Source organism: Streptomyces sp. NBC_01314, from assembly GCF_041435215.1.
GTDB lineage: Bacteria > Actinomycetota > Actinomycetes > Streptomycetales > Streptomycetaceae > Streptomyces.
On record NZ_CP108394.1, the window covers coordinates 360,375 to 373,043 of the forward strand.

Annotated in this window: 7 protein-coding genes and 3 pseudogenes; 7 read left to right on the top strand and 3 right to left on the bottom strand. The window is 68.8% G+C overall.

Going from position 1 to position 12,669, the window contains the following annotated elements:
* Positions 1-166: 166 nt before the first annotated feature.
* The 3 genes from OG622_RS01550 to OG622_RS01560 form a co-directional block, all read right to left on the bottom strand.
* Positions 167-3,397 (bottom strand): S8 family serine peptidase, encoded by a 3,231-nt coding sequence (locus OG622_RS01550; protein WP_371572555.1) that lies wholly within the window; start codon positions 3,395-3,397, stop codon positions 167-169.
* Positions 3,398-4,247: 850 nt separating this feature from the next.
* Positions 4,248-4,814 (bottom strand): TetR/AcrR family transcriptional regulator, encoded by a 567-nt coding sequence (locus tag OG622_RS01555; protein WP_371572557.1) that lies wholly within the window; start codon positions 4,812-4,814, stop codon positions 4,248-4,250.
* Between the two features lie 154 nt (positions 4,815-4,968).
* Positions 4,969-5,742, bottom strand: coding sequence for an SDR family NAD(P)-dependent oxidoreductase (locus tag OG622_RS01560; RefSeq protein WP_371572559.1), 774 nt, complete (start codon positions 5,740-5,742; stop codon positions 4,969-4,971).
* A gap of 64 nt (positions 5,743-5,806) precedes the next feature.
* On the opposite strand from OG622_RS01560, the gene OG622_RS01565 reads away from it, so the two are divergent.
* The 7 genes and pseudogenes from OG622_RS01565 to OG622_RS01595 all read left to right on the top strand — a co-directional run bounded on the left by OG622_RS01565 (position 5,807) and on the right by OG622_RS01595 (position 12,479).
* Entirely contained in the window at positions 5,807-6,136 is a 330-nt protein-coding gene (locus OG622_RS01565; protein ID WP_371572561.1) for a nitrilase-related carbon-nitrogen hydrolase, read from the top strand.
* Positions 6,137-6,148: 12 nt separating this feature from the next.
* Positions 6,149-7,418, top strand: a pseudogene (locus OG622_RS01570) (amidohydrolase family protein).
* A 20-nt stretch (positions 7,419-7,438) separates the two neighbouring features.
* Positions 7,439-8,417: pseudogene (locus tag OG622_RS01575) on the top strand (TIGR03842 family LLM class F420-dependent oxidoreductase).
* A gap of 40 nt (positions 8,418-8,457) precedes the next feature.
* A complete protein-coding gene (locus tag OG622_RS01580) occupies positions 8,458-9,573 on the top strand; it encodes a PfkB family carbohydrate kinase (protein WP_371572562.1) in 1,116 nt (371 codons plus the stop codon).
* A 1-nt stretch (position 9,574) separates the two neighbouring features.
* Complete coding sequence (locus OG622_RS01585; RefSeq protein WP_371572564.1) at positions 9,575-10,495, top strand: pseudouridine-5'-phosphate glycosidase; 921 nt, start codon at positions 9,575-9,577, stop codon at positions 10,493-10,495.
* 231 nt (positions 10,496-10,726) lie between these two features.
* Positions 10,727-11,446: pseudogene (locus tag OG622_RS01590) on the top strand (IS6 family transposase).
* A 484-nt stretch (positions 11,447-11,930) separates the two neighbouring features.
* Positions 11,931-12,479, top strand: a complete 549-nt coding sequence (locus OG622_RS01595) for a PadR family transcriptional regulator (RefSeq protein WP_371572566.1) — start codon at positions 11,931-11,933, stop codon at positions 12,477-12,479.
* Positions 12,480-12,669: the final 190 nt, after the last annotated feature.

Consider the following 12,669-nt stretch of genomic DNA (forward strand, 5'->3'; position numbering starts at 1 on the left):
CGGCCCCCACGACCTTGCGCCTGTCGGACAACGGAACTTGTCAGACCCGCCAGAGGACACAGGAACGTCCTGGCCGGTGCGCCGCACGTCAATCCGCCCGCGCGCTCGGGGAGTGCGCGGGCGGATCACTCACCGACGGTTCGCACCATCGGCTATCGGGTCGTGGCTACGGGGTGACGGTCAACGCCGTGTGTCCGAGGGTGGTCGTGCCGTCGCTGTACTCGACGGCGCCGACGTACCGTTGGCCGCCTTTCGCGTCCGGCCACGACACCGTGACCTGTGGGCGGTCGCCTGCCGAGACGTTCTGCTGGGTCGGGGTGACCGTGGGCGTGACGGCTGGGGTGCCCTGGCCGACTTTCCAGCTCCACAGGGTGTACTGCTGGCTGGTGGTGCCGGCCGGCAGTTCTGACTGGCGGACGTAGACGTCGTAGTCGCCGGGCGGCAGGTCGACGTGTTCGTCGGAGCCGGGGCCGGCCCAGTCGCCGATGTGGTTGCGGGCGGTGTCGAAGGCGTACAGGTCGAGGTTGCTGCCGGGGACGTGGTCTGCGGAGGTGATGGCGAACCGGGTGAAGGGGGCGCCTGCGGGGACGTGGATACGGTGTCTGACGACGGCGTCGTTGGTGCGCTGGCTCATGGTGAAGTCGGCCTGGTCGGTGCCGGTGAGGGTGCCGGTGGTCTTCTCGCCGGTGTAGAGGGACGCTTTGGCGGTCAGTTCGCCGTTCCAGTCGACCCCGGCTTGCAGCGTCGCGGAGTCGCCTCCGGTGACCGTGACCTTGTGCGGGGCGGAGAACGCGACGGAGCGCAGGGCGATCGGGCTGGTGACCTCGTGGTGGCTGTGCGCGTCGCTCAGGGTGAGGGAGCCGAAGGACCAGGTGTCGTAGGCGGCGTTCGTGCGCTCGAATTTCACCTGGTACGACGCCGACGCGCCCGGCGCGAGTGTCAGCCGCTTCGGGGTGACCTCGGCGCGGAAGCCCGGCGGGGTCTGGAGCGTCGTCTTGTACGTGGCGGTCTGCGCCGAGACGTTGGTGACCGTGCGCGTCACCGTCTGCCTGCCCAGCAGGTCGCCGACGGCGATCGAGGGGTAGTTGAGGTCGCTGGGGTCGGTCTTGGTGGCCGTGGCGCAGGCGTCGGTGCCGTCCTGGGTGACCGGCTTCTGGCCGATGGCGCAGAGGTAGGCGGTCCAGTCGGCGGAGGTGGAGTCGTAGACGAGGCCGGGGTCGGTGGCCCGGGTGACCCGGGGCAGGCCCGCGCCGTAGTCGAGGGGTGAGGCGGAGTCGGCCAGGTTGCGGCCGATGGGGTCACCGTTCTCGTCGGTGGATGTGGCCGTCGTCATCAGCGCCGACTTGATCTCCATCGGTGACCAGTCGGGGTGCAGTTGCCGCAGCAGGGCGGCGAGGCCGGCGATGTGCGGGGACGACAACGAGGTGCCGTCGGCGAAGCTGAACTGGCCGGGGTAGTAGCTGGCGCTGCCGGGCACCACGCCTGCCGGGATGAGCTGGCCGAAGGAGGCGATGTCGGGCTTGAGCAGGTCGCCGTCGCTGAAGTGGTCCGGGCCGCTGGAGGAGAAGGAGGTGATCTCCCGGGTGGCCACATGGGTGCTCTTCGTGGGCGTGAACCGGGCGGTCGCGCCGGCAGTGGAGGCGTACGCGTGGATCGCCTTCGCGTCCTCGATGCCGACCTGGATCAGGGGCGCCGAGAAGACGTACGGGGGCAGGAACTCGTCGTAGGCCGGGGTGTCGGTGAGTACGAGTCCCTTGCCGCCGACCGCCAGGACCTCGTCCGACTTGGAGTCTTCCCAGGTGCCGGCACCGCCTCGGTCGCAGACGATGATCTTGCCCTTCGCCTGTGCCGGGTCGAGTGTCCCCGTCGCGCACAGCGCGGCCCTGCCGGCGTCCGCGCCGTCCTTGCGTACGGCGGCTGCCTCGACCAGTGGGGCAGGGCCGGCACCCGGGTTCAGGCCGACGCGGGTGTAGCGGCGGCCGTCGCCGAGGACCAGGGAGGTGGTGTACTGGGTGTCGTGCGTCGCCGCGGCTACCGTCGTGACCCACGGGCCGGTGTGGTGCACCGAGTCCGGGCCGCGGTTGTTGGCGGCCGCGGCGATGAACACGCCCGCCTTGGCCGCGTTGAACAGGGCCTCCAGATGGGGCTGCTCGGTGAGGGTGCCGGTGACGGAGTAGTTGATGACGTCGACGCCGTCCGCCACGGCCCGGTCGATCGCGGCGGTGAGGTCTGCGGTCGGGCAGCCGAAGCCCGGCCAGCACGCCTTGTAGACGGCGAGGCGGGCGGCCGGGGCGACACCGCTGAGCTTGCCCTCGGCGTTGCTGCCGGGTACCGATGCGGCGACGCCGTAATTCCCGGCGGCCGTGCTGCCGGTGAGCGTGCCGTGGCTGCCGGTGCCCAACGGCGAGGGGGCGTCTTCACTGTCCGCGGGGACGCCCGCACCGAACCACTGGGCGCCGATCACCTTGTTGTTGCAGGTCACCTTGTGTGCGGGGTCCTCGCCCGGGTCGCAGTCGCCGTGCCACTTCTTGGCGATGGCCTCGGCGTCGGGGCGTGGCTCCGGCAGCGGGGCGAACATCGGGTTCGAGGGGTCGAAACCGGTGTCCACGACCCCGACGATCATGCCTTGTCCGGCGTGCTCGGGGCCGCCTGCCTTCTCCCACAGGCCTTTGGCGCCGGAGAGACCGAGGAGACGGGGGATATCGGGGAACTGGGCCGGGCGGGCTGTACGAGGCGCCTTGGAGCCCGGGGTGTGGGGTCCTCCTGAAAGACCTTGGCCCTGCGGGCCGTTCACCCCGTCGGGAGAGGGCGGCTGCTGGGCCGGAGGAATCGGTACCTCGCCTTCGCCCTCGGTCCCGTCCTGGACATCAGCCACGGTCCGGGTCTGGGTTCCCGCCCGGCTGCCCGCTCCCGTCCCCGGCCCGCGGTCCGGACCCGTCGATGCCGGCTGGGCGACCGTGTTCCGGGTCACCGAGACGACACCGGGCGTCGAGGCCAGTTTCGCGGCCTGCCGGCCGGTCAGTTCGGCGGCGAATCCGCTGAACGTGTAGGAGTAGTCGTAGAGCGTCTCGACGCCGGGCACGGCGCCGAGGACCCGCTCCCGGCGGTCGTCCAGATGGGCCACGTACTTCTCGACCGTGGCGGAGCCGGCGTCGAGCCGCTTCCCCGCCGCGGGTTCCGTCCGCTTCAGGCCCGGCAGGTCGCCCTCATATCCGGCGACGGGCGGGTCCGCGAGCTTCACGATGTACGTGCCGTCGCCGTAACTGACGTCACTGCCAGGGGGGTTGGCGTCCGCAGCGAAGGTGGGAGAGATGACCGCCAAGACGGTCAGGGATCCGACGAGAAGGGATGCGAGAGTGGTGACGGCCGCTCTCGGGCGTATGCGTGTGCGTGTCACGTGTGATCCATATCGATCGGATGCCGCAGAGGCGTCGGGCGCCAGATGTCCGGCCGCCATCGGCCCTGCGGTTGTGGGGGTGGGGGTGACGTGCGAGGGCTACGGCGTGACTGTCAGACCGTGCGCCCGAGGTACTCGAACCGTCGGCGTATTCGACGAGGCCGAGGTGCTGCGTGGCCCGCAAGGCGGGCCAGGTCAAATTGAGTTCGGGTCGGCCGCCCAGGGCCACCAGTTTTTTGGCCGGGGTGACGGTGGTGGAGGCGTCGGATTCGCCCTGGCCGACCTTCTAGCTCCAGAGCGTGTCCTGCGAGGCCGTCCCGGCTAGCACGGCATACGTGGTGAGTGCGAGCACCACGGCCAGGCGGTGGCGTACCGCGCGCTGATCCCGCGGGTCCAACACCTCGGCCAGCCACGCTATATGGCTCGGGATCTCCTCTGAAACGAGATCGGATTGCCCGCGGACCTGGTCAGGGGCAGTCGGGATCAGTGATGACGCGCCGGCAGGCAGGGTCTTCCCTTCGGATCACGCGGCGTAGAGAACGCGCTGCCGCGGTCGTCGGCTGTCCACGCCTCGTGGGGGATGTGCGGGTCTGATGTCGACCTGTGATCTCAAAATAGGGCCGGGTTTTCGCGCTCTCAGCCCCCTGCGGGCGGAACCCGGCAGGGCGGATTAGTCCTGCGGTACTAAAGGGCCGCCTCCTCGCTCTCAGCGTGCTCGGAGTGCGTTCTTGGAGGCATGTCGTTGCGCGTCGGCGATACCTGCCACAGCTCGGGGAGGTGGCTCCTGGCCAGCGGCAGCCACGATCGCTGGTCGCAAGAGCGAGGAGCGGCCGTTGCACTCCTGCGTGGGTCACTGCGTTTCGCGTGAGAAGGCCGCGACGATGGTGCGGGCCAGCTCGTCACCGGCCGCGGCGCTGCCGAGCCGCTGCTCGTCGAGCTGGTCGAGTGCGGCGACGACGAGCCCGCCGTAGGCCGCGACCAGCCACTCGGGCGACAGGTCGCCGCGCAGCTCGCCGGCCTGCTGGCGGTCGGCGACGTACTTCTTGAACTCGACCGTGTTGGTCAGGTTCTGCCGTCTGTCGCTGGAGGCGATCAGGAACCGGTATCGGTCACCGAAGGCCATGATGTCGCCGCTCAGTCGGAGCAGTACGTCGAGGGCTGGGCCGCTCTCGCGCAGGCGCCGCGCCATCAACTCGTCCACCTCGGCGACGACATGGGCGTGGATCGCCTCGACGAGTTGCTCGCGGGTGGCGAACCATCGGTACATCGTGGCCCGTCCGATGCCGGAGGCGGAGGCGATCTCCGTCATGCTCGCGCCGGGGTTCTCGGCGAGTGCCGTAGCCGCCGCCGACAGCACATAGCGCCGCGCCTGCGCGCGAGGGCCGGGCATGTCGTCGGTGTGAGGCAAGCGGGGCATAGACATCAATCCTACGGTGACGGAGCGAGCCGGAGCAGCCGACCTGGGCTTGCCGACGACCTGGGCATGTCGTTGATCGGACTGCCCGGACCGTACGAGGACGCGGCGGCGTGGCTGGGGAAGCCGACCTCGCTGGGAGGCATACCGTGCGCTCTCACTCGCGGAGCATCGCGCCGCCGTTGACCGACCAGACCTGCCCGTTGATCCACTCGCCGTCGTCGGACAGGAGGAAGGCCACTGTGCCGGCCAGGTCTTCCGGCTTGCCGAAGCGGGTGCTGGGAAGCGTCATGCGGGTGAACTCCAGCGCCTCCGGGCTCAGAGCCATCTTCTGCGCGGATTCGGTCAGGACGACTCCGGGAGACACGCAGTTGCAGCGGATGCCCTGCTTGCCCCAGCGGGAGGCGATGTGCCGGGTGAGTGCGTTGATCCCCGCCTTGCTCGTCTGGTACGCCGCGCGCTGGTGGTCGCCCACGTGCGCCGCGAGGGAGGAGGTATTGACGATGGCACCACCGCCCTGTTCCAGCAGCAGGGGAAGGACCGCGCGGCTGGTGAGCGCGAAGCCGATCAGGTTCACTTCCAGGGTGCGCCGCCATACGGCCGGGTCCATGTCCAGCAGGTCGCCGTCACGGCCCAGGGTCTCCGCCGAGACGTCGGCGGCGACGTTGTAGAGGCCGTCGACTCCGCCGAGTCGGGAGACGGCGGTGTCGACGAGCGCACGTACCGAACTCTCGTCGCCGAGGTCGAACTCGACGGCGAGAGCCGTTGCGCCGGTATCGGTGAGGCGCTTGGCGGTGGCCTCGGCCGCGTCGATGTCGACGTCACCGACCACGACCGCCGCGCCCTCGGCCGCGAGCCGCTCGGCGGTGGCCGCGCCGATCCCGGAGGCACCTCCGGCGACGATGATGCGCTTTCCGTTGAGACCTCTCATGACACAGCTCCTGTCCTGGATGATGCGACATCCCCGTCTCTAAATGAGACGCTACTATCTCAACATGAGATGGGCAAGTATCACTTCGGGGTTGCGCCCTGCGCTCACCGACCGCGTTCCGAGGGCAAGAGCGCCGTTGGTCCCGCAGGACGTCGCCGTACCCAACCGTGTCGGACGTGAGGACAACGAGTACGGGGAGCTGGCCGTCGACTTCTACGGCACCTCGTATGTGGCCGACCCGCTGGGCAACTTTGCGGGTGGGAAGGGCAGTTCGACCTCGGAGGAGCTGCTCCTGCGCGACCTGGACATGGACCTGATCCGCAAGGTGCGCAACGCCTGGCAGTTCTACCGCGGCCGCCGGCCGGAAGCCTACGGCGCCATCGTCGCGCCGTAAGCGGGGACGGCGATGAAGACGCTGATCAAGAACGGCACGGTCGTGAACGCGACCGGTACGGCCCGCGCGGACGTCCTGTCGACGGCGAGACGATCGCCGCCGTCGTGGTGCCCGGTTCGCGGCTGCTCGGAGTGGAGTTGGAGGCCCGGGTCGACACGGTGATCGACGCGGCCGGGAAGTACGTGGTCCCCGGCGGTGTCGCGGTGTCGACGCCCACACGCACATGGAGATGCCGTTCGGCGCCGCCTTCGCGAGCGATACCTTCGAGACCGGGACCCGGGCCGCGGCCTGGGGCGGTACGACGACCATCGTGGACTTCGTCATCCAGTACCCGGACCCCTTTTCATGGCGTACAAGGACGTGTTCCTGTCCGACGATGGGCAAATTCTGCGCGCCTTCCAGAAGGGCGCGGACAACGGCGCGCTGATGCTGGTGCACGCCGAGAACGGCGCCGTGATCGACGTACTCGCCCAGCAGGCCCCGCCGCCGGGCGGACCATGCCGTACCACCATGGGCCGCCCGGCCCTGGCAGGCCGAGGCGAAGGCGACACACCGCGCGATCATGCTCGCCGACCTCACCGGCGCGCCCCTGTACATGGTGCATGTGAGCGCCAAGCAGGCCGTCGAGCAGATCGCGGCGGCACGCGACCGGGGCCAGAACGTGTTCGGCGAGACCAGTCCTCAGTACCTGTACCTCTCCCTGGAGGAGCAGCTGGGCGCGCCAGACTTCGAGGGCGCCAAGTGGGTGTGCTCCACCCCGCTGCGCGCGCGGGCGGAGTGCCACCAAGACCACATGTGGCAGGCGCTGCGCACCAACGACACCCAGCTGGTCTCCACCGACCACTGGCCGTTCTGCATGAAGGGCCAGAAGAACCTGGGGATCGGGGACTTCTCGAAGATCCCCAACGGCATCGGCTCGGTCGAGCACCGCATGGACCTGCTCTACCAGGGCGTCGTCGACGGCCGGATCTCACTGCCCCGGTGGGTCGAGATCAGCTCGACCACCCCGGCCCGGATATTCGGGATGTACGGGAATAAGGGGGTGATCCAGCCGGGTGCCGACGCCGATGTCGTCGTCTACGACCCGAACGGTCACACCTCCATCGGCGTGGGCGCGACCCACCACATGAACATTGACCACTCGGCCTGGGAGGGCTTCGAGATCGACGGCCACGTCGACATCGTGCTCTCGCGCGGCGAGGTCGTCGACGGCGGCACCTACCTCGGCCCCAAGGGCCACGGCCAGTACGTCAAGCGCGGCCTGAGCCAGTACCTCGTCTGAAGCAGGAACGGAGAATACTCATGGACTTCGGCGTCGTCGCCCAGACCAACCCGCCAGCCGCGCGTACCGTCGCGCTCGCCGAACTGGCCGAACAGCACGGGTTCAGCCACTTCTGGACCTTCAACTCGCACATTCTGTGGCAGGAGCCGTACGTCATCTACTCACGGATCCTCGAACGGACCTTGCGGATCGTCGTCGGACCGATGGTGACCAACCCCGCCACCCGTGACTGGGCGGTCACCGCGTCGCTGTACGCGACGCTCAACAACATGTACGGCAACCGCACCATCTGCGGGATCGGCCGCGGCGAGTCGGCCGTGCGGGTCGCCAACAACTCCCCCACCACGCTCAAGGCGCTGCGGGAGGCCGTCAACCCTGCAATTCCCGTGGAGCCACGGCTCCCAACTCGATGTCTGGGTCGCGGCGTACGGGCCGCTCGCCCTCAAGCTCGCCGGTGAGGCCGGGGACGGCTTCATCCTCCAGCTTGGTGACGTCGACATCGCCACCTGGATGATCCGCACGGTCCGGGCGGCAGCGGAGGCGGCGGGCCGCGACCCGCGATCGGTGAAGTTCTGCGTGGCCGCCCCCATGTACATCACCGACGGCACCGAGACCGGCCTGGCGCACGCGCGCGAGCAGTGCCGCTGGTTCGGCGGCATGGTCGGCAACCACGTCGCAGACATCGTCGCCAAGTACGGCTCCGACGGGGCGGTACCGCAGGCGCTCACCGACTACATCAAGGGCCGCGAGTCGTACGACTACAACGAGCACGGTCGCGCCGGCAACACCCACACCACGTTCGTGCCCGACGACATCGTCGACCGCTTCTGTCTCATCGGCACCGCCGAAGAGCACGTCACCAAACTGAAGCAGCTCGAAGAACTGGGTGTCGACCAGTTCGCCGGCTACCTCCAGCACGACAGCAAGGAAGAGACGCTTCGCGTGTACGGCGAGACGGTCATCCCTGCCCTGCGGAGCGGGCGAATCACCAAGGCGTGATCCTTCCTTATTCAAGCAAAGAAGCCTTATCATGATAAGTATGATGCTGACGCAACGGGAACGCGAGATCCTCGCACTCCTGCGCCGTGACCCTCTGGCAGGACCCCAGGTGCTGGCAGAGGCCTTGGGGACGACCCGCACCGCGGTGAACGTCCATCTCTCCAACCTCGGCAAGAAGGGCGCCATCCTGGGGCGCGGCTACATCGTCCGGCAGGACAACGCGGTGGTCGTGGTCGGCGGGGCGAACATGGACCACAAGGTCCGCAGTCTGGCACCGGTGACCCGGCACACCAGCAACCCCGGCGTCTCCCACACCAGTCCGGGCGGGGTCGGGCGCAACATCGCCGAGAACCTCGCCCGGCTGGGCACCCCCACGCACCTGATCGCCGCCGTCGGCCGGGACGCGGCGGGTGAGGCGCTGCTGCGCGACACCCAGGCCGCCGGGGTGCGCACGGACCACGTCCACCTCAGCGCCCATCCCACCGGCACCTACACCGCCGTCCTGGACGCGGACGGCGACCTACTGGTGGCGATCGCCGACATGACGGCCACGGACGAACTGTCCCCCGCCGATCTCCACCACACCCGTGAACTGGTGGCCGGCGCCGCGATGCTGGTGCTCGACGGCAACCTCGCCACGGTGACGCTCAACTACGTCGTAGAGCTGGCCAAGGCAGCCGACGTCCCGGTGGTCATCGATCCGGTGAGCGTCCCCAAAGCGGCGCTGCTGGGCCCCGGGATCATGCCGGAGCGCCCGTACTTCGCCATCACGCCCAACAAGGACGAGCTCCAGGCGCTGGTGGATCTCCCGGTCGACACCGACAAGGAGATCCTTTCCGCCGCCGCCGCGCTGCACGACCAGGGCGTCAGCCACGTCTGGGTGCGGCTCGGCCCGCAGGGCAGCCTGCTGAGCAGCGCGGGCCAGGAGCACACCTTCCTGCCCGCGCCCCCGACCGAGGTCGTGGACGTCACCGGCGCCGGGGACTCCATGCTCGCCGCCTTCGTGCACGCCGTCCTGGCCGGGGCCGAGCCCGTCGAGGCCGCGCGCTTCGGCCACGCCGCCGCCGCGCTCACCGTCGCCGCCACCACGACCGTACGACCCGACCTGACCCCGCGCCTCGTCGAGGACGCACTGAACCACTCTTACGGAGACTGAGATGACCACGCACCACCCCATGCTGACGATCACCGACGAGGTCCGGGACGCCCTGCACGACGGCCGCCCGGTCGTCGCCCTGGAGAGCACGATCATCAGCCATGGCATGCCTTATCCCCAGAACGTGGAGATGGCCACCGAGGTCGAGAAGATCATCCGAGACAACGGCGCGGTTCCGGCGACCATCGCGGTGCTGCACGGCAGGCCCCGGATCGGTCTGGAGGCCGACGATCTCGAACTCCTGGCGACCAGCCCCCATGTCGCCAAGGTCAGTGTCCGCGACCTCGGACACGTCGTCGCCCGGGGCGCCCACGGCGCGACGACGGTGGCGAGCACGATGCGCCTGGCGGCACTCGCAGGGATCCCCGTCTTCGTGACCGGCGGTATCGGCGGGGCGCACCGGGGCGCCCCCACCAGCTTCGACACCAGCGCCGATCTCACCGAACTCGCCACGTCTCCCGTCGCAGTGGTCAGCGCGGGTGTGAAGAGCATCCTCGACATCGCGCTGACCCTGGAAACCCTGGAGACCCTGGGCGTCCCGGTCATCGCCTACGGCACGGACGAGTTCCCCTCCTTCTACTCCCGGACCAGCGGCCACACCTCGCCCCTGCGCTCCGACTCCCCCGAAGAGATCGCCGCGGTGATGCGAGCCCACTGGGAACTGGGCGCCACCGGCGGCCTGAACATCGCCAACCCGATCCCCGAGGCCGACGAGATCCCCGCCGAGCGTATCGAGGGGATCATCCAGCAGGCCCTCGCCTCAATGGACAAGGTCGGCATCGGCGGCAAGGAGGCTACCCCGTACCTCCTGGGCAAGATCGTCGAACTCACCGAGGGCGAGAGCCTTCGCGCGAACATCGCCTTGGTCAACAACAACGCCCGCCTGGGTGCCCGTATCGCGGTGGCGTTCGCTCAGAAGTAACTGCCAGCACGCCACTCCCTCGCGTCGGCCTCAAGACAAGGTGACCAGGCGGCCTCGGCGGCTGACCGCAGACGTCGGTCTGAGGTTCCCCCGAGATGCGGGGAAAGGTGACAGCAGGTCAGATGGGTCTCATGAGAGGAGCCCAGACGATGCCTGCCCCGAGGAAGGCACTGGCACGTTGGCTGACCGGTGGGATGATCTTCGGATCGGTCAGGCTGAGAGGGGCCGTCCGTGGGGAGTGCGTCGCTGTCATACAAGGGGCACCGGTATCCGGTCGAGGTGATCTCCCACTGTGTGTGGCTGTACTTCCGTTTCCCGCTGTCGTTCCGCGAGGTCGAGGAGCTGATGCTTGAGCGCGGCGTGACTGTCTCTTATGAGACGGTGCGGCGGTGGTGCACCAAGTTCGGACAGCGGTACGCAGGTGCGCTGCGCTGGCGGCAACCCCGGCCGGGTGACAAATGGCACCTGGACGAGGTCTTCATCAAGATCAATGGAGAACCGAAGTACCTGTGACGGGCCGTCGACCAGGACGGCAACGTCCTGGACATCCTGGTGCAGAACCGCCGGGACAAGGCCGCGGCCAGACGCTTCTTGCGCCGCCTGCTGGAGAAGACCCGCACGGTGCCGCGGGTGGTCGTCACGGACAAGCTCCGCTCCTACGGCGCCGCCCGCCGCGAGGTCAGGCCCTCCGTCGAGCACCGCCAGTCGAAGTACCACAACAACCGGACCGAGAACAGCCACCAGCCCACCAGGCAGCGCGAACGGGCGATGAAGGGCTTCCGCTCCGTGGGCGGAGCACAGCGGTTCCTCTCCGCGTTCAGCGGTATCTCGCCGCACTTCCGACCCCGCCGCCACCTGATGCCCGCACACGACTACCGCGCCGAAATGACCGTCCGCTTCGCAATCTGGGAGCAGATCACCGGCGTCGCCAGCCTGCCCACCGCACCGTGAGCACACAGCCGCAACCGGGCTCCACCCCACCACGACGCACCATCAGACAGCCACTCACCCAACAACGTGACAGCGCCCTTCACCGCGACACGGCCCGCCGACAGGGCTGCCTACGTGTGGTGGCGGGCATCATCACGCTGGTCCTGCCGGCCGCCGCGGACGTGCTCATCACCGCCGCCAACGGCAAGACACTCTGGCCGGTGCTCCTGCTCCTGTCGCTCGGCCTCGCGGCCGTCCGTGAGGCAGCGATGTCAGCGAAGCAGCGCAGCAGTAGCGCAGACGACATGAGTCATACGCCCGCCCGTCTTCGAGCTACCGGCCGGACGATCCTCGGTCACGTCAGGAAGCCAGATCAGCCGACACGGACCGGCGCGACACGGCCGCTGCAGGCCACCCCGGGCAGTCGCGGCGCGGTCCACCCCAGCTCGCGAACCCACCTATGCATCTAGTTGCACAGCATCGATTTGCATATTACGGTGCGCTCATGGCTTTGGAGCACGCGATTCTTGTGTCCTTGGCGGAAAAGTCCGCCACGGGATACGACCTGGCGCGCCGGTTCGACGCATCGATCGGTTACTTCTGGAAGGCCAGCCACCAGCAGATCTACAAGGTGCTGGGCCGGATGGAGCGCGCCGGCTGGGTTGAGTTCGAGACCGTGGCCCAGGACGGGCGACCCGACAAGAAGGTCTACGTTCTGACATCGGCTGGTCGCGATGAGCTGGGTGTGTGGACATCCCAGGCAACGCCGGTCGAGTACCTGCGCAGCGAGTTCGCGATCAAACTGCGTGCCCTGCCATTCGGAAACCCGACTGCGATCGTCGAAGATGTCCGCACCCGTCGCCGGGTGCACGAAGAACGCCTCGCCTACTACGCCGAGAGCGCCGCGCGCTTCTATCCCGACCCCGACGCCCTGCGCCCGGACCAGATGGGCGCCTGGCTCGTGCTGCGCGGGGGAATGCTGGCCGAGGAGACCGCGCTGGCCTGGTGCGACGAGATTCTGCAGCGGCTGGCGCCCGAGGAGACGGATCGATGAGCCCCGACGCCCCGGACCAGGATGCTCAGGCAGGTCGGGACCGTCAGCGCGATCAGCACGACATAGTAAGCCCGAGGCCGTTCCACCACCCGTTGCCCGATACGCGCCTTTCGTTCCGCCGTCGAGGCCGGCGACTTCGCCGCGCTGGGCGAGATCCGCACGAATGACGCCGGATTGGTCAGCGGGTTCA